The organism is Metabacillus bambusae (assembly GCF_017497975.1).
Lineage (GTDB): Bacteria > Bacillota > Bacilli > Bacillales > Bacillaceae > Metabacillus > Metabacillus bambusae.
This window is the reverse complement of the sequence record NZ_JAGDEL010000021.1, coordinates 101,141-117,240: the sequence shown is the minus strand read 5'-3', so window position 1 is coordinate 117,240 and position 16,100 is coordinate 101,141. Positions and strand designations below refer to the sequence as shown.

22 protein-coding genes are annotated in these 16,100 nt (G+C 35.0%); 7 read left to right on the top strand and 15 right to left on the bottom strand.

Annotation, left to right across the window (positions count from 1 at the left end; all coding sequences use genetic code 11):
* The 10 genes from I7822_RS22070 to I7822_RS22030 form a co-directional block, all read right to left on the bottom strand.
* Positions 1 to 326, bottom strand: a 326-nt coding sequence (locus I7822_RS22070) for a Lin1244/Lin1753 domain-containing protein (RefSeq protein ID WP_207981229.1), incomplete at its 3' end; no start/stop codon positions are given.
* 25 nt (positions 327 to 351) lie between these two features.
* Positions 352 to 528 carry a hypothetical protein gene (locus I7822_RS22065; protein WP_207981228.1) on the bottom strand — a complete coding sequence of 59 codons (177 nt, stop codon included), beginning with the start codon at positions 526 to 528 and terminating at the stop codon, positions 352 to 354.
* Positions 515 to 1,219: an MBL fold metallo-hydrolase gene (locus tag I7822_RS22060; protein ID WP_207981227.1), complete on the bottom strand. Its 705-nt coding sequence runs from the start codon at positions 1,217 to 1,219 to the stop codon at positions 515 to 517. The genes I7822_RS22065 and I7822_RS22060 overlap by 14 nt, the downstream gene beginning before the upstream one ends.
* Positions 1,216 to 2,115 carry a recombinase RecT gene (locus I7822_RS22055; RefSeq protein ID WP_207981226.1) on the bottom strand — a complete coding sequence of 300 codons (900 nt, stop codon included), beginning with the start codon at positions 2,113 to 2,115 and terminating at the stop codon, positions 1,216 to 1,218. Before I7822_RS22055 ends, I7822_RS22060 begins: the two co-directional genes overlap by 4 nt.
* Entirely contained in the window at positions 2,115 to 4,082 is a 1,968-nt protein-coding gene (locus tag I7822_RS22050) for an AAA family ATPase (RefSeq protein ID WP_207981225.1), read from the bottom strand. The genes I7822_RS22055 and I7822_RS22050 overlap by 1 nt, the downstream gene beginning before the upstream one ends.
* Before the next feature lies 1 nt (position 4,083).
* Positions 4,084 to 4,245: a YjzJ family protein gene (locus I7822_RS22045; RefSeq protein WP_207981224.1), complete on the bottom strand. Its 162-nt coding sequence runs from the start codon at positions 4,243 to 4,245 to the stop codon at positions 4,084 to 4,086.
* A 381-nt stretch (positions 4,246 to 4,626) separates the two neighbouring features.
* Positions 4,627 to 5,157 (bottom strand): XRE family transcriptional regulator, encoded by a 531-nt coding sequence (locus I7822_RS22040; protein ID WP_207981223.1) that lies wholly within the window; start codon positions 5,155 to 5,157, stop codon positions 4,627 to 4,629.
* A 60-nt stretch (positions 5,158 to 5,217) separates the two neighbouring features.
* Positions 5,218 to 5,970, bottom strand: a complete 753-nt coding sequence (locus tag I7822_RS22035; RefSeq protein ID WP_207981222.1) for a BRO family protein — start codon at positions 5,968 to 5,970, stop codon at positions 5,218 to 5,220.
* Between the two features lie 52 nt (positions 5,971 to 6,022).
* Positions 6,023 to 6,154: a hypothetical protein gene (locus I7822_RS30315; RefSeq protein ID WP_279382009.1), complete on the bottom strand. Its 132-nt coding sequence runs from the start codon at positions 6,152 to 6,154 to the stop codon at positions 6,023 to 6,025.
* A 47-nt stretch (positions 6,155 to 6,201) separates the two neighbouring features.
* Positions 6,202 to 6,348, bottom strand: a complete 147-nt coding sequence (locus tag I7822_RS22030) for a hypothetical protein (protein ID WP_207981221.1) — start codon at positions 6,346 to 6,348, stop codon at positions 6,202 to 6,204.
* Positions 6,349 to 6,417: 69 nt separating this feature from the next.
* Here I7822_RS22030 and I7822_RS22025 point away from each other — a divergent pair, with 69 nt between their 5' ends.
* The gene (locus tag I7822_RS22025; protein WP_207981220.1) at positions 6,418 to 6,642 is read left to right on the top strand and encodes a hypothetical protein; all 225 of its coding nucleotides are present in this window, start codon (positions 6,418 to 6,420) and stop codon (positions 6,640 to 6,642) included.
* A gap of 182 nt (positions 6,643 to 6,824) precedes the next feature.
* Here the strand turns inward: I7822_RS22025 and I7822_RS22020 are convergent, their stop codons facing one another.
* On the bottom strand, positions 6,825 to 7,055 hold the full coding sequence (locus I7822_RS22020; protein ID WP_207981219.1) for a helix-turn-helix transcriptional regulator: 231 nt from the start codon (positions 7,053 to 7,055) through the stop codon (positions 6,825 to 6,827).
* A gap of 170 nt (positions 7,056 to 7,225) precedes the next feature.
* Between I7822_RS22020 and I7822_RS30500 the strand changes: the two genes are divergently transcribed.
* The 6 genes from I7822_RS30500 to I7822_RS21990 all read left to right on the top strand — a co-directional run bounded on the left by I7822_RS30500 (position 7,226) and on the right by I7822_RS21990 (position 12,628).
* Positions 7,226 to 7,624, top strand: a complete 399-nt coding sequence (locus I7822_RS30500) for a helix-turn-helix domain-containing protein (protein WP_207981218.1) — start codon at positions 7,226 to 7,228, stop codon at positions 7,622 to 7,624.
* A gap of 97 nt (positions 7,625 to 7,721) precedes the next feature.
* Positions 7,722 to 8,414: a coiled-coil domain-containing 22 family protein gene (locus I7822_RS22010; protein ID WP_207981217.1), complete on the top strand. Its 693-nt coding sequence runs from the start codon at positions 7,722 to 7,724 to the stop codon at positions 8,412 to 8,414.
* 117 nt (positions 8,415 to 8,531) lie between these two features.
* A complete protein-coding gene (locus I7822_RS22005) occupies positions 8,532 to 9,128 on the top strand; it encodes an ImmA/IrrE family metallo-endopeptidase (RefSeq protein WP_207981216.1) in 597 nt (198 codons plus the stop codon).
* A 10-nt stretch (positions 9,129 to 9,138) separates the two neighbouring features.
* Positions 9,139 to 9,969 (top strand): hypothetical protein, encoded by an 831-nt coding sequence (locus tag I7822_RS22000; RefSeq protein ID WP_207981215.1) that lies wholly within the window; start codon positions 9,139 to 9,141, stop codon positions 9,967 to 9,969.
* Between the two features lie 15 nt (positions 9,970 to 9,984).
* Positions 9,985 to 11,700, top strand: a complete 1,716-nt coding sequence (locus I7822_RS21995; protein WP_207981214.1) for an AAA family ATPase — start codon at positions 9,985 to 9,987, stop codon at positions 11,698 to 11,700.
* A 52-nt stretch (positions 11,701 to 11,752) separates the two neighbouring features.
* Positions 11,753 to 12,628: a DNA adenine methylase gene (locus I7822_RS21990; RefSeq protein ID WP_207981213.1), complete on the top strand. Its 876-nt coding sequence runs from the start codon at positions 11,753 to 11,755 to the stop codon at positions 12,626 to 12,628.
* Between the two features lie 37 nt (positions 12,629 to 12,665).
* Here I7822_RS21990 and I7822_RS21985 read toward each other — a convergent pair whose 3' ends face one another.
* The 4 genes from I7822_RS21985 to sdhA all read right to left on the bottom strand — a co-directional run bounded on the left by I7822_RS21985 (position 12,666) and on the right by sdhA (position 16,094).
* Positions 12,666 to 12,827 carry a helix-turn-helix domain-containing protein gene (locus I7822_RS21985; protein ID WP_207981212.1) on the bottom strand — a complete coding sequence of 54 codons (162 nt, stop codon included), beginning with the start codon at positions 12,825 to 12,827 and terminating at the stop codon, positions 12,666 to 12,668.
* A gap of 134 nt (positions 12,828 to 12,961) precedes the next feature.
* Positions 12,962 to 13,432: an acyl-CoA thioesterase gene (locus I7822_RS21980; RefSeq protein WP_207981211.1), complete on the bottom strand. Its 471-nt coding sequence runs from the start codon at positions 13,430 to 13,432 to the stop codon at positions 12,962 to 12,964.
* Between the two features lie 137 nt (positions 13,433 to 13,569).
* Entirely contained in the window at positions 13,570 to 14,331 is a 762-nt protein-coding gene (sdhB, locus tag I7822_RS21975) for a succinate dehydrogenase iron-sulfur subunit (protein WP_207981210.1), read from the bottom strand.
* Positions 14,328 to 16,094, bottom strand: coding sequence for a succinate dehydrogenase flavoprotein subunit (gene sdhA / locus I7822_RS21970; protein WP_066334174.1), 1,767 nt, complete (start codon positions 16,092 to 16,094; stop codon positions 14,328 to 14,330). The genes sdhB and sdhA overlap by 4 nt, the downstream gene beginning before the upstream one ends.
* Positions 16,095 to 16,100: the final 6 nt, after the last annotated feature.

Below are 16,100 nucleotides of genomic sequence, written 5' to 3'. Positions count from 1 at the left end.
TCTGACTTTTCACTTTTAAATTCCATTCTTCTTAAAAGTGATTCTGACCAGAAAAATTCACCGTCCGAATGCAACAATTTAAACTCTTTTATGCAATCTTCTACAAAGCTATGCATTGCATCTGCGTTGCATTGCGTTTGCATTGCAAGTGCATTCCACACGTATTTTGTAATCTCAATTTTGTGATTTTCTTGTTCCCTTAACATCTCGATAATGATCCAATACCAACCGTATCCCTCTGATCCATATACACTTCTCATTGAAAGAATTTTAGGGTCATGTCTCGCATTGCTGTCGTGTGAAAAGTAATATGCTTCTTTGGACATATCACCTCGCCTCCTCTTTGGTATCTCATTTCTTTTTACAGATGGCCTTCATACCTTTGATAGTTACTAACTCCAAATGAGGAAAATAAACCTCTATATAACCATCGACTAAGTTAGTGAAATACTCTTTTTTATTTGGTGCATCTTTTGCCCAATAGTAGTGTTCTAGCAAAATATCAACTTCAACTTTATCCTGGGACATAAACGACCTTCCCTGTGAGTTTCATAATTTCTTTCTTGAATAGATCAGCATTGCTGTTTGAATCACTCAAATGAAGCAACCAGATCTCTTGCACCTTCGATAGATCATTTTCCTTTAGAAAGACTTTAACGTTTTCTAGGCTAAAATGTGAGCGTATAAGGCGCTTTTTCATTACTGGTGGAACTTTACCATTTATGATGTTTTCATTAAGAATTTCTAAGGAGTAGTTACACTCCACTAGAAGGTGTGTAAGGCCTTTGAATTTGTATCGAATGTAATAAGTATCTGTAGCGAATAAAAGCTTCTCTCCTGCTTGATTTTCTAGTAAAAAACCTAATGGTTCGGATACATCATGCTGAACATCAAACGGTAATATGGTCCATGTACCGATCTGAAACTGTTGTTTAGCTTTAACCTTCTTGACTCGATGATGTTGCACATTAATCGCTCCTGCTGTACCCTCTGACATGTAGCAATCAATTCCGGCTTTCATAACATCCTTAATGGCTTTGCAATGATCGCCATGCTCATGTGTTACTAAGCAAGCAGCAACCTCAGACATTTTAAAATCTAATCCTTTTTGAATCTCCCTATAGTTGATACCGCATTCCAGAAGAAGGGGCGTATGGCCGTCTGTAACGCGGTAACAGTTCCCCTTCGAACTAGAAGCTAATGCTGTGACCTCAATCAAAATGGTGGATCCTCAAGGTCCATTGCGCTTTGCTTTTGTTGTGGTTGATCAGGCTGTTTTTCTTCAACTTCCTCATTAACTTCACTGTATTCAATGTCAATAATTTCAGAGTTAGCATTATCTTTGATTTCCTCTTCAACTTGCGCTTCTTCTGATAGATCCGAAGAGTTATTTGCGTGTTGCATGACTAAGCTTCCATCGTCACTAGAGTTAAGGAATTTCTTACAAGCACGATTAATAACCGATTTCTTAGCCATTTCCTGCTTAAATTCATCATGTGTAGTTCCCTTTTTCTCTACTGTTTGGTTATCTCCCCAAAACTGAGCCTTGCTCCAAGCCTGTCTCAATTCATCAATTGTCATTAACTCGGTATAAACATTTCCTTCTCCTAGATCGATAATTGCATAAGAGCCTAAAATCTTATCCTTATTTATATTTCCGAATTTTTGTTTGTGTTTAAGATTTGTAATACGTCCGTTAACCATTTCATAATCAACTTCGTCACCTTCATAAATAACAGCTGCATCAATGCTTTTCGCACCGGTAACATCCTTGGTTACTTTCATAGTTCCAAAATAACTTCGTTGAAAAGTTAGTTGCTTTCCATAAACGATGAAGTAGCCTTGTTTCTTAGCAGGATTTAACCCTTGGACAACCATATCTAGTAAACTGTTTGCAATACTGTCTTTCGTACAAACCTCTAAGGCTGGACGATATCCGTCGTTTTTACCTGTTTTAATAGTTTGTAGCATTAACCACGCGCTTTTCATTGCGTTGTCTGGACTGTAGTTAGCAGGAAAATGTAGCTCTCCATTCTCCTGAAATTGTTTCACCTTAGCTGCAACTACATCTACTGTGTCCTTCTTTACCATTGCTAATTGGTTTTGATTACTCATTAGATAGCCTCCTTATTCAATTGTCCTGGATACTCGACTCTAAGCTTCTTATCAGCCTCTGAAACAATTAAGCTAATAACCTGTGAATCAATGTCTATAAGAGAAGTAACAGCCTCACTGTTATCAACAAAGATCGGTGCAGATACCTTGTAATGCTCTGAAAGAGTATTAATAATATCTAGTCCGACATTGATACGTGCCGCATTGTTTAATCCACCAGAGTAAGGAACACCATTAAATGTTGTTTCACATATCTCTTCAAGACCACCGTTGATATTCGTTTTAAACAGATTGAATCGAGCATATTTGAACTTAGAATTAATTTTTCCCTCGAGCAAATTTACCTTTGTACGAATAAATTCCTCTGTAAGGAAAAGCTGTTGTTCGATCTCTTCAAATTCTTTAGCAAGCTCTTTTTCTTGATCTTTGAGCTCTAATACACGTTTTTCGACCATTTGAACCTGAGCAAACTTTGCTTTATCTTGTTCCAATTTTGCAATTTCTGTTTTAAAGCCGTTGATCGATTGCTTTACCGTCTCAGCTGCAGTAAATGAAGATTGTTGTAATTCACTAATTGATTGTTTAATTACTTCAATTTGCTTTTGCTTAGTCTGATATTCAGGTGATTGTGTGACATCAGATACAGTTGATTTGGTTGCTTCATAATCTTGTTGTACCTTTTGAAGTTCAAGTTCTTTTTCAGCGAATTCTTTATTACGCATTTCAAGAGCAACTTCTCGAGACTCGATTTCAGATTTAACATTTTTAAGCTCATCTGCCATTTGCTTACCTTGGGATTGAATACTCTCTAATTTCTTACTTTTTTCAAGGTTAAAACGGCTAATTGATTCCTCAATTTGTTCAGTTGGTAAGTCTTGTCCACATGTAGGGCATGAAGTTTGATGTTGTTCAAATGTCTCAGTGTTTACCTTTCCCCATTTACTTCTAAGATCAGATACCTGAGATTCTTTTGAGTTGGCCATATTACGAAATGAATCAAGTTCTCTTTGTTGAAGCTGGCTATTATGCTTTAAAGAGTCTAGCTGACCCTTAACCTCATATACTTGCTTTTGTATTTCATTAGTCTTGCTATAATTTGCTTGTTGATGCTCATTTTTTATATCAAGCAATTCCATTTCAGCTTCACGTAATTGCTTTTGTTTCTCGGTTACTTCTGAACCGTTTTGAATACCAAGCAATTCTTGTTCTTTATCATTCTCTTGATTTTTAAGGAAAGTAATCTCATCATGAATTTCCTGTTCATTTAGTTCTGATATATCTGGTATTGTTCGTTGAACCTCATCGATTCTGATTGGAATACGGTCAAGTTCTTTATTGATCTCGGCACGTTTAGCAGCAATGACTTTTCTATGATCCTCGATGCTTCGATTACCTAAGATATTAGGAAGCTTAGACAATTTCACATTACTAGCAATTACTTCAGCATCTGTTATATCACCACAGATTTCTAAAAGGATTTCACGACGTTTTTGCCAATGTAATTGTTCATTGAAGTAGGATGGTGAAGTTAATAATTTAAAAATATCTTCTTCAACTAGATCTGCTACCTTATCAGCAAATTCCTTTTTCTTAGCTGGTACTCCATCGATGTAATAATTTGTAGTGTGGCCACTAAATTCTGATTGTGCAGCTCCACGTTTCTTGGTCCATTTCTCAGCAAATACTTTTCGTATAGCTAATTGCTTATCATCGATTAGAAATATTCCTTCAACCTCATGCTCTAGACCATGAAGGCTTTTACCGTTACTAAGTGTTTTGATTTGAAAATCTTTACGATTTTGGCTGTCTTTATCAAACAAGAGCCAAATGAATGCATCGAATAATGTGGTTTTTCCAGTGGCATTATCACCGTAAACTTTTACATTTTCTCCTTGTAAATCTAATGTAAAGCTTGGAACTCCTTTGAAGTTTTTAAGTTCTAGCTTCCATAATTTAATTTGTTGCATGCTATTTACCTCCGTTTTGTAAGTTTTTTAATGAAGCGAGCAGATTAAATTGCTCTTTAGACCTGAATTGGAATACTGGTATACCACTAGGTTTAATAGTGATCTGTCCACCAACTAGGGATAAACGACGTTGATCAGATTCATTGAATGGTACTTCGATCATTTTCCTTCAACCTCCATTTGAATTATTTAGAGGAATCCATTAGAATAAATGTAAGTTTTCATATTCATGGATTCCCAAAAGCTCACTCTACCCAGTGGGCTTTTTTGATGCTCATTCGCATCATTCAGCCTTAGCAGGGAAGCACCAGGGGGACGATGAACCTCCGTTGCTAAGACTCAATGACGAGAACGAGAGTTCTTGCCATCACTCGAAATGAGTGGTAAAATAAATTTATTCAAACATTAATTTTGGCAGTGGGCTTCGGAAGAGCTTGCTGCTATTTTTTTTGTTCATTTCTTTCTCTTGCACCTAACATAAAACCGAACATCAAAGCGACTAAAACAAGTACTGACATTCCTAAAAACAAAGTCTGATCATTAATCATTGCTTCACAAACCTCCTTTGGATTAGCTTCAACTTATGTTGGGTCCACATTTTCATCCAGGAAATACCGTATTCCTTACAAAGTACTGCAACGTAATGTGTTAATGCTGTTATTGCATCGATACATTCTTGAATAGCTGTTTCGATTGCCTTGATATCTCTTTGATCAATACTCTGTGGGTTAACGGTTATTTTTTTATTTGCTTCTGAAACAGCTTCTAATGCCTCTTTTAATTCTTCTTTTGTTTTTAACGAGACACTCGTTCTATGTAGATCAACTGCTTCACCATTTAACTTTGCAATCCCCCAACTTGTGTATTCGTGTGCTGCCTGTATGGCTGGAAAAGGATTGTTGTGTTTTTCTGCATAGTACTTAGTGAGTTCTGGTTGTACCTGGTACCGACCGTTTTCTTGTTGTGATATGGATTCACGGGAACCGAAATAATCATCAAAAGTAATTTCTAATTGAGTGCTTCCAATCTCTTCTCTAGCTGATTTAACTTCTTGTGCAGCTCTACCAATTTTCATATTTACGCACCCCCCTTCTACCACCTAGATAGGTATAATTTGCTAATCTATTAATATGAGTTAAGAAACCTTAGAGTTTTCTTTTCTAATACGATCGAATATGTAGGCTTGACCTTTTGGTGTAACTCGCATCGTTAACCAAGCATGAGTCCCTCCTGCATTTTCTTTTACGCCTTGTGAAATTTCGAAGTATCCGCGATCAAGGTATTCTTGGTAAGGTTCATTTTTATTAGCGAAAATAAGCTTCCACTCTCTTAATTTTTGATAGAGTCGTCTTTCACCAATAACAATTCCTTGCTTAGTTGCAAGTTTTGCTACTTCTCTGACAAGAAGTGCTTTTTCACTGGCCATACATGTTATTGCGTAATTTACTAAAGGCTGTTGTTTCTCTAATTTTGTTTCTGCAAGCATCCTAGCTTCTTGTTCCTGTTTAAGGTTGGTAGCCAGTCGGATTAGGAAGTCAGGACTTGTAATTGCTTTTTCTATTGTTTGTGGGGTCATGTAAGCTCCATGCTTTCTAATAGAAGGAAGTACGTCTTGCTTAACCCATTTTTTGAACATTTTCGCTTCCGTCTTTCGACTCGCGAAGATTAATTCATATAGGCCTGATTCATTGATGATATTTGCTTGGCCCTGACGACCTAGATTGAATCTAGCCCGTTCATTTTCTTCTAACCTTTTTAGTGCATCAGAAGGATTTTTGATGTCTAGAATGTCGCATATGTCTTTTGCTACAAACCAAGGTTCATCATTTTGAATTACCATTCTTAATTCTTGACCTTGGAAATCAAAAATACGTTGTAATTCGTTCATTTGATCAGCTCCTTAACAGCTCGTCCCTCAAAAAGAGGTAAAGCCAAAAATATTACTTAACTCTTATCTGTATCTTTTTGTTTTGGGTGAAATACGGCTCCAGAGCTTTTTTGAAAGCTTCCTCGATTTTCATCGTGCCGTATGTTTCTTTTCCAATTTTTAGAGGACTTTCTTTCTTGCTCATGGTTATCACCTCAACTAAAACTATGCAAAGTGGACAGTAGGACTGACCTAAAGATTGTGTTTATACAGTAAATTAAGAAGTTCTTGAGCAGCTTCTTCTTTTGAGTAATCAGCATCACTATTCAAATCATTAGCGATTCTTAAGATATCGGTTCTTAATTCTGATTGACGGAGTAATTCATCGATGTTGTTCACGACGTACCTACTGGCAGGATTTTCCTCTTCCGTGTCGAACGTTGTTGTTGAATGGAAGGAGGTGTGAAAATGAATGAAAAATCCTTTGAAATGATCTCTGACCATGCATTTCGAAAAGTTTCTCCAAAATATGAAGAAGAAATCAAAGTTGACACTTCAAAAATAGTTTCAGATGCAGACTTCTTCAATTATGTCGATAAACGAATTGAATCTGCGCGTGCTCACAACGAGCGTTATACCGATGAACTTGTAAAAGGAATAATCAGCTTTTACGAAAACAAGATGCAAGATTAATAAGCTACACCATGTTGTCGCTTTCTTTTCTGAGATTTAGCTACCATTAATTCAGCTGCTCTTTGTCAATCGATTTCAGGTTTGGACGTCGTTGCCGCGGCGACCTGCTTTTCTAAATCAGCAACACGTTTTTCAAGTTCGATTACTTTTTGTTCTAGGTTCACTTTGATCACCTCCTAATGTTAAATCACCTTGATACGTTTTGTATCAATAGATACCTGAAAAAGATCGGGAAAAAGTTTTCTGTCCTGAACACCGTATAGTTGTTCAAACTTTAACATCGTTTCCCTACCTGGATTACGTAGACCCTTTTCGATTTTCCTTACATATACTTCAGATATATCAAGCATTTCAGCGACTTGCTTTTGTGTAAATTTTCTTTTAAGTCGTTCATCGACAAGCCTTTGTCTCAATTGCACTCACCCCACTTTTGATACGTTTTGTATCACCTTATGACTTGATTATAAATGATACGTTTTGTATCGTCAACTATTTTTTGATACATTTTTTATCATTTATTTATTTAGATACAATTTGTATCTATAATGTAACTATAAAACTGTTACTAGGAAGGGATTCCCCTATGCTTGGAGAAAGATTAAAAAAACTTCGAGGAAAAGTTCCTCAAGAAGAAGCAGCTAAAAAAATTGGTATTTCAAGAGCTCGTTTATCCCATTATGAAACTGGAAGAAGCGAGCCTGATTCAGAGATGCTAGGTAAATTAGCTGACTTTTATAATGTAACGACAGACTATTTGATTACTGGAAAAGAAGGTTCTTCTATCAAATACGATATTAAAGATGAAATCCTTATATCTCCAGACGATTTGAAAGTTTTGGAAGAAATCAAGAAACATCCAACTCTCTTCCATGACCTTTCAACTAATCCACAAAAGAAAATTAAACAACTTATTAAAATGTGGGAATTTATCAAAAAAGACCTTGAGGATGATGATGAAGACGATGATATTATTGAGGATTAGTAAGTAATTCTCAATAATTTTTTACATACATTATAGTAAATATTAACTAATACTATTTAAGTAAAGATTAACTATTTATTTTTAAGGGGATGCTATTTTGAAAATCGAAGAGGGAAAAAGGAATTTTGACCTACAAAAATTACTGAAATCCAAAGTAACTTGGGTCATTGCTGGTGCAATTGCAATCATCTTTATATCATATAATGTCGGTTATAGTTTAGCTAAGGTACCTTTAAGTGAAAAGAAAGTTACGTATGATGAGTTGTTAAATGAGATCGAAGGTAAAGAAGAAGAACTACAAGAAAAAAAAGCTAAGGTTGAAGAACAGCGTCAAAAACTCTTAGGACTAATTGAGGAAACAACTAAAAATGAAGCGATTCTTGCCGAAGCTAAGGATTTTGAAACAAATAAAACTAAATTAGAAGATGAGATTAATAGTCTAAGTGACCAAGTGAATACAAAGAAAAGTGAAATTGAAACTTTAAATACTGATATCAAATCTAAGGAAACTGAGCTAGCAAGTGTAACTGGTCAAATTAAAGAAAAAGAAGATGCGCCTAAGCAATTAAGTGCAGGAAATTTCATTGTTGGTACTGATATACCTACAAGTAGGTATAAAGCAGTTCCTGTTGGTAATAGTGGGAATTTTGTTGTTTATAGTTCATACGGTGATTTGAAGGTCAACACAATTCTTGGTGGTGATTATGGTGAAAAAGAATATGTATTCTTTGCAGAAGAAGGAGATCAAATTGAACTAGCGGCACCAGCAAAGTTTATTCCTATTGAATAATAGTACCAGTCGCCCTCTAAGGCGATTTGTTTAGACCCTGGACTGTGAATTATTTGCAATTAAGTAAGTGGACACCTAATTCATAAAACGATTTTACTATTGAAAGCAGTGAATCTAATGCAACTAAGTCAATTACTACCTATAGAGACAACTGATATGTGGGAAGAACGAGCTAATAAAGTCCTATCCCACTTTCCTTTCAAATATGCAGATGAAATAGATATGTATGAAATTTGCAGAAGATTTGGTATTAAGATTAAACCGTTGGACAAGCACTATTTCGATGATGACGACTGGAACGAGTTGTATCACGGTGACCTAAAGGCATTTACTGTGCCTAAACCAAAGGGCCGACGTGGTACCATCTACCTTCGTCCTGGTCTTGATCATATCGAAAAACGGATAATCTTAGCCGAAGAGTTTTGTCATTGCTATTCTCATCATATTTCACAGGTTGCTGCTGACGGTGCTCTTGTTGCTAAAACGGAAGCCCAGGCTAAAAGGATGTCAGCTTATCTTCTCATGCCATCTCGTTTCATTGAAAACATTTATGCTGCAGCTGCAGAAGAAGCTGTTTTCATTTCGGACATTGCCGATCATTTCGTCGTTACTGAAGAGTTTGCTCGCTATAGGTTGGAATTGATTTATCATCACCGCGTTGATGGGGTTGGTCCGGTAAGGAATAAGGTTGGGAGTATTGAATGGTTGGAATAAGGAGAATATTATGGAAATTTTTTCACTTTTATCAAAATTAGATATTAAAATTCTTTCTATCCTTTTAGCATTTATATTATTAATTTATTTATCTTCTTTCATTAAATCAACAAAGATAGAAAAATTACTTATTAAAAAGGAACTCGCATTATTAAGTAATATATCAGTATTTCTTCTTAGTTTCACCAGTTTTTTTATCGGATCATTCTTAGTAAGTTTGGATAATGATTTAATTTCTGGATTTAGCCTTTTTGTTATATGTATTGGCCTAATTGGAGCAGCCCTTGTATTAATACTTAATGTAAAACAACTAAGGATTTTGTACCTTAGTTTCATTATAAGTTTTCCTTTTAAATTTATAGGTATTTTGTTGGTAGGAGTAAGCTTTCTCTTAATCTATGGATATATTCTTTTTTTAGTTATCTTATCATCAACATATATTGCTGAATTTTTTCAGGTGCTTGAAATTAAACCAATAAAAATAATTCAAGGTACTGAGAAATTTCCAACACTGAATCTCATTCAGATTTCTATGTTTATTTTCCCACTTTTTATGTCATTCTATTGGTTGGTATATTTATCTGTATTTAAGCTCTCCCTAAAGGTTTTTCATGAAGAAATCAAAATTAATATTGTACTTAAAGATGGTACGAAAATAAATAATTGGTATTTCTATAGAACAACATACGGAAATAACATTTTAATTGGTGAAGAACCTGATGTTACTTCTGAAAAAAAGGCAATAATTCCAAAGGAGAATATTAATTTCATTCAATTTACTTCTAACCGAAGATTACTTGGTGTAAATAGTGACGATGTAAAATCAAATAATTCGATATAGAAATAGGAGTTAATTATGTTAGAGCATATAAATGTAAAACAATTTAGAAAGTTCAGAGATCTATATATTGAAATCCCATCAAGATTAACATTAATTTCTGGTGCAAATGGTATCGGTAAGTCCACATTGCTAGGTTTAATAGCTAATGGTTCTGGAACGAAAGTTTTTAAGACACTAGGTAATAAAGATTTTCACCCAGAATTTAAAGATTATTTTATTTTAAGTAAGGATGAACATAAAGATACTAGGAAATCCGAAGACTTTTATGAAGTTACACTTAAATACCTATATAAAGATACCGAAGTCTTTAAAAGAGTTCGTACTTCACATCCCAATGAAAAACATCTAAAACTTGTTCCTAGGACTGTAAATTTTGATGGGATTCAAAATGAAGCAATTGCTAAAGATATCAAGCAAAAAACTGGTATTTCTGAATCGGCTAGAATACCATTACCAACTTATTTTGTAAGCGTAAGTAGATTATTCCCCTTCGGTGAATCACAATCTACAAACGATGATCTTACTAAGGTATCAAACAGGAAGAATATACATGATCAAAATGAACTGATTAAAAGTTATATTGATATGTATAATAAAGTTTTACCACGTTCAATTAATAGAGACTCAAATGAACTCTACGAAACTTCTAAGCCCAAAATTAATTACTCAGGATTTTATGTTAAACCAAACTTTTCTAATATCTTAACTCAGTCCATTGGACAAGACAGTTTAAGTGGGATTATTAATGCACTATTGTCGTTCCAAAACATTTCTTCAAATCCAGATTATATTGGGGGTATTCTTTGTATTGACGAATTAGATGCGTCGCTTCATCCCGACGCACAAAGAAAACTGCTAAGATTACTTAAGGAACAAGCTGACAAATTAAATTTACAAATTATATTTACTAGTCACTCGCTTACTATTATTAAAGAAATGTTGAAACTTGAACAAAGAGATTCAGATAAATATTCTGTTTTATATTTTAAAAATAACCTAAGGCCCTTTTATAGAGGTGGAGACACATATAGTTCTATAAAAGCTGACCTTTTTTCAGAGATTCATTATTCAATGCCAAAAGTAAAGGTTTATTTAGAAGACGATGAAGCTGAATTTGCATTAAAACAAATAATTAAAATATACCAAGAAGTTAAACAGGACACTCAAGATATTCTTTCAAAATGTGAACTAATCTCATCACAAATCGGTTGTAGTACTCTAATTAACCTCCCTGAAAAAGACAGCTACTTTAGAGATACTATAATTGTTTTAGACGGTGATGCCAAGTATAATAAGCAGCCTGAGGTAGGTAGATTTTTAGAAACAGAACCCACAGGTTTTAATGTATTAAATAATATCCATAAAAATGTATTATTTTTACCTGATGAATTTAGCCCTGAAGCAACTTTATTTAGGGCTCTATATAAGATGGCTAAATACGAAGAAGAACATTACGATTTTTGGTATTCAGTTGAAAATAATGTGAATTTGGGTAATTATCATGCACAAAATATCTTAAATGAACTTGATGAAATGATCATAAATAATCAATTAAACAGAGATAGATTTAAACAATGGTTTAAGTCACATAGGTCTTTCTTTGAGCAATCAGGCATCTATAATTATTACTATTTTGAAATTAGGGCTTCCACTGAAATTAAGGCCTTTGTTGAGACATTTATAAACCAAGTAGATATAAAATTAGCGCAATTAAAAAGTCGAGGTTTTTAACTGGCCAAAAAACACTCTTCTATTCTATAATCATTTAATAGGAGTGATGATTATGTCCAATTATTCTCCACTTAGATATCCAGGTGGTAAATATAAGACTTATAGATATATAAAACCATTAATATTAAAAAATAAATGTACAACATATATTGAACCATTTGCTGGAGGGGCAGCTGTAGCACTTAGCTTATTAATTGAAGGTATAGTCCGCAGAGTTATAATAAATGACTATGACAGATCAATATACGCTCTCTGGTATTCTATACTTAATTACCCTGATGAGCTTATACAACTAATAATAAATACAGATATTACAATGGATGAATGGTACCAACAAAAAGAGATACAAAACAATAAGTTAAATGCTCCTATTTTAGAATTGGGATTTTCTACATTATTCTTGAACCGTACAAATAGATCAGGAATTATAAAAGCTGGTGTAATCGGCGGTAAAAACCAAAACAGTGAATATCAGATGGACTGTAGATTCCCAAAAAACAAGCTTATAAATAAAATAAAATTAATTTCTCATCATAAAGATCAGATTGAGATTCATAATTTAGATGCATTAGACTTTATTGATAATATTATTAAAAGAACGAGGAATTCATTTACATTTTTTGATCCTCCATATTTTAAACAAGGTCCTAACCTATACACGAATTTTTATAAATTTAAAGATCACATGGAATTATCAGAAAAGATTCAAAAAGAATTAAAAAATAGAAAATGGATAGTTACATATGATCACGAAATTGAAATAAAACAAATGTATAAAAAATTGCCATATATTGAATATTATTTAAATTATACTGCTCAAAATAAAACTAAAGGTATTGAATACATGTTTTACTCTAAGTGTACGAACATAGGTGAGCCTGACAATTATTTAAATACTTTTTATCCCTTATTTGATTTAGCACATTAAAAGGATGACACTAATTAACTAGTGTCATCCTTTTGCATTAGGTATACATCGCATTCGAGATATGGTTCCGAACCGTTTTTTCGCTTATGAAGAGCTCGCTAGCAATCTCCTTTGTTGTCTTATCTTGAACTAACAATTCGAATACTTCTCTCTCTCTTTTCGTGAGTAATGGCTTTGATTGAAACTCTTTCTCTTTCAAGTATTGTAACCCTCCTTGCTAAGGTGAGAGCTGATCAAACAGATGGGTATATATTTAGTCAACATATACTATGTGTTACCGAGGGCCACTGTGACAGAAAGATGAAGGAAAAGATCGAAAACAACGTCTATTTTTTACAAATTTTCTGGTTCTTCTAATTGGAGCATTCTCTTTTTTTCCTCTTCAGACCATGGAACACTTTTGCCCGAATGCTTTGAAATCTGTACGACAGTTCCTCGCCCTACAAAAAGACTCTCCCTGTTTTGATTTATTCCTAAGTAATGCAAATCAACAGATGATGTTCCAATTCGATTTATTTTCACACATAAAGTGATTTCTTCATCAAAAAATCCTTGTTGTATGAAATCACATTGTATATCGGCAACAACCGGAATTTTTTCTCCATTTGAACTCATCCAGGCTTGCATTATGCCAATTTTTTTAAAAAATTCGATCCTCCCATCTTCAAAGTATGTAAAAGGAGCCGTATTGTTCATATGTCCAAACATATCTGTTTCAGAAAATCTTATTTTTATTCGATGGGAAAAAGAAAAACTGTTTCTGTACGATTCGTCAAAACGGTCAATATATGAAATACTTTTCAAAATGTTCCTTCCTTTCACAACACATATTTCTAATGCCAATAAATATTGTTTATCGTTCAGCTAGCCAATAATGATAATGCCTTACCTTACAGAAAAAGGACTGACTTAAAAAGTCAGTCCTTTTTCATATAAAACAATTAACCTTGGTCACTACCAAAGAAATTACGGAATGATTGTATCGCTGTATCACGATTCAATGCTGCGATTGATGTTGTCAAAGGAATCCCCTTTGGACATGACTGTACGCAGTTTTGTGAATTTCCACAGTTCGCTAAACCACCATCACCCATAATTGCCTCAAGGCGCTCTGATTTATTCATCTCACCAGTTGGATGAGCATTAAACAAACGGACTTGTGATAAAGGAGCAGGACCAATGAAATTAGATTTACTATTTACATTTGGGCAAGCCTCTAAGCACACACCACATGTCATACATTTTGATAATTCATATGCCCATTGACGTTTTTTCTCAGGCATACGTGGTCCAGGACCTAAATCGTACGTACCATCAACCGGAATCCAAGCTTTAACCTTCTTAAGCGAATCAAACATGCGCTTCCGATCAACTTGTAGATCACGTACTACAGGGAATGTACGCATTGGTTCTAGGCGGATTGGCTGTTCAAGCTGATCAACTAGTGCTGAACAAGATTGACGGGGCTTTCCGTTGATTACCATTGAACAAGCTCCACATACTTCCTCCAAGCAGTTCATATCCCAGTTGATAGGAGTTGTTTCTTTCCCTTGAGCATTTACAGGATTTCTACGAATTTCCATAAGCGCTGAGATAACGTTCATATTCGGGCGATATGGAATTTCAAATTTTTCCTGATAAGGCGCTGCTTCTGGTGATTCTTGACGGGTTATAATAAATTGAACTACTTTATTCTCGCTCATTTTTTATCCCCCTCTTTGCTTTTTGAATAATCACGTTTACGTGGTTTAATTAATGATACGTCAACATCATCATAGTTAAATTCAGGAGCTGTACGATCTCCAGTATGTGTAGCCATGGTTGTTTTTAAGAAGTCCTCATCATTACGCTCAGGGAATTCTGGCTTATAATGTGCGCCACGACTTTCGTTACGATTGTAGGCACCAAGTGTTATAACACGTGATAATTGAAGCATGTTTTTCAATTGACGAGTGAATGCTGCACCCTGATTGCTCCACTTAGCTGTGTCGTTAATATTAATTTTATCGAAGCGTTCGATGAGCTCTTGTAATTTCTCATCAGTTTTAAGTAGCTTATCATTGTGTCTAACAACAGTAACATTATCTGTCATCCATTCTCCTAATTCCTTATGAAGAACGTAAGCATTTTCATTACCATCTAAGTTCATGATATTATTCCACTTTTCTTCTTCTCGCTTCACGTGTCCATCAAATACAGATGATGAAAGATCCTCTGCACTCTTTTCAAGACCTTTAATATACTTCACTGCATTAGGACCTGCAACCATACCACCATAAACTGCTGATAGTAATGAGTTTGCACCTAAACGGTTTGCTCCGTGCATAGAGTAATCACACTCACCAGCTGCAAATAATCCAGGGATATTTGTCATTTGGTCATAATCAACCCATAATCCACCCATAGAATAGTGCACAGCAGGGAAAATTTTCATCGGAACTTTACGCGGATCTTCACCCATGAATTTTTCATAGATTTCAATAATACCACCTAGTTTAATATCAAGCTCTTTTGGATCTTTATGAGATAAATCTAGATACACCATGTTTTCGCCGTTTATACCTAGCTTCTGTTCCACACAAACGTCGAAGATTTCACGTGTTGCAATATCACGTGGAACTAGATTACCATATGCAGGATATTTTTCTTCAAGGAAATACCATGGTTTTCCATCTTTATACGTCCAAACTCGTCCACCTTCTCCACGCGCTGATTCACTCATAAGTCGGAGCTTATCATCACCAGGGATTGCCGTTGGATGAATTTGAATAAATTCACCATTAGCATAGGTAACACCTTGTTGATAGACAATGGATGCAGCAGAACCAGTGTTAATGATTGAATTCGTTGATTTACCAAAAATAATACCAGGTCCACCTGTTGCCATAATAACAGCATCAGCACGGAATGATTCAATTTGCATAGAAGTAAGGTTTTGACCTGTGATTCCACGGCAAACACCGTCGTCATCAATTACAGCACCTAAAAACTCCCAGCCTTCATATTTTGTAACAAGACCAGCAACTTCGTAGCGTCTAACCTGTTCGTCTAGTGCATATAGTAACTGCTGTCCAGTTGTTGCACCAGCAAATGCTGTCCGATGGTACTGAGTGCCACCAAAACGTCTGAAATCTAGTAATCCTTCTGGAGTACGGTTAAACATAACACCCAATCGGTCAAATAGGTGAATGATTGAAGGAGCTGCATCTGCCAATGCTTTAACTGGCGGTTGATTCGCTAAGAAGTCTCCACCGTATACAGTGTCATCAAAATGCTCCCAAGGTGAATCTCCTTCACCTTTTGTATTTACAGCACCGTTAATTCCACCCTGTGCACATACAGAATGTGAACGTTTTACAGGTACTAATGAAAATAAATCTACTTGAACGCCAGCTTCAGCGGCTTTCATAGTAGCCATCAAACCGGCTAATCCGCCTCCGACAACGATAATTTTACTTTTACTCATTAAGCC

Excerpts from the sequence above, each read along its gene's own strand:
- I7822_RS22000 (WP_207981215.1), top strand. The coding sequence starts at position 9,139 with ATGGAAATTTTTTCACTTTTATCAAAATTAGATATTAAAATTCTTTCT.
- I7822_RS22050 (WP_207981225.1), bottom strand. The coding sequence starts at position 4,082 with ATGCAACAAATTAAATTATGGAAGCTAGAACTTAAAAACTTCAAAGGA.
- sdhB (WP_207981210.1), bottom strand. The coding sequence starts at position 14,331 with ATGAGCGAGAATAAAGTAGTTCAATTTATTATAACCCGTCAAGAATCA.
- I7822_RS22065 (WP_207981228.1), bottom strand. The coding sequence starts at position 528 with ATGTCCCAGGATAAAGTTGAAGTTGATATTTTGCTAGAACACTACTAT.
- I7822_RS22055 (WP_207981226.1), bottom strand. The coding sequence starts at position 2,115 with ATGAGTAATCAAAACCAATTAGCAATGGTAAAGAAGGACACAGTAGAT.
- I7822_RS22045 (WP_207981224.1), bottom strand. The coding sequence starts at position 4,245 with ATGATCGAAGTACCATTCAATGAATCTGATCAACGTCGTTTATCCCTA.
- I7822_RS22035 (WP_207981222.1), bottom strand. The coding sequence starts at position 5,970 with ATGAACGAATTACAACGTATTTTTGATTTCCAAGGTCAAGAATTAAGA.
- I7822_RS22040 (WP_207981223.1), bottom strand. The coding sequence starts at position 5,157 with ATGAAAATTGGTAGAGCTGCACAAGAAGTTAAATCAGCTAGAGAAGAG.
- sdhA (WP_066334174.1), bottom strand. The coding sequence starts at position 16,094 with ATGAGTAAAAGTAAAATTATCGTTGTCGGAGGCGGATTAGCCGGTTTG.
- I7822_RS30500 (WP_207981218.1), top strand. The coding sequence starts at position 7,226 with ATGCTTGGAGAAAGATTAAAAAAACTTCGAGGAAAAGTTCCTCAAGAA.
- I7822_RS21995 (WP_207981214.1), top strand. The coding sequence starts at position 9,985 with ATGTTAGAGCATATAAATGTAAAACAATTTAGAAAGTTCAGAGATCTA.
- I7822_RS30315 (WP_279382009.1), bottom strand. The coding sequence starts at position 6,154 with ATGAGCAAGAAAGAAAGTCCTCTAAAAATTGGAAAAGAAACATACGGC.
- I7822_RS21990 (WP_207981213.1), top strand. The coding sequence starts at position 11,753 with ATGTCCAATTATTCTCCACTTAGATATCCAGGTGGTAAATATAAGACT.
- I7822_RS22005 (WP_207981216.1), top strand. The coding sequence starts at position 8,532 with ATGCAACTAAGTCAATTACTACCTATAGAGACAACTGATATGTGGGAA.
- I7822_RS22025 (WP_207981220.1), top strand. The coding sequence starts at position 6,418 with ATGAATGAAAAATCCTTTGAAATGATCTCTGACCATGCATTTCGAAAA.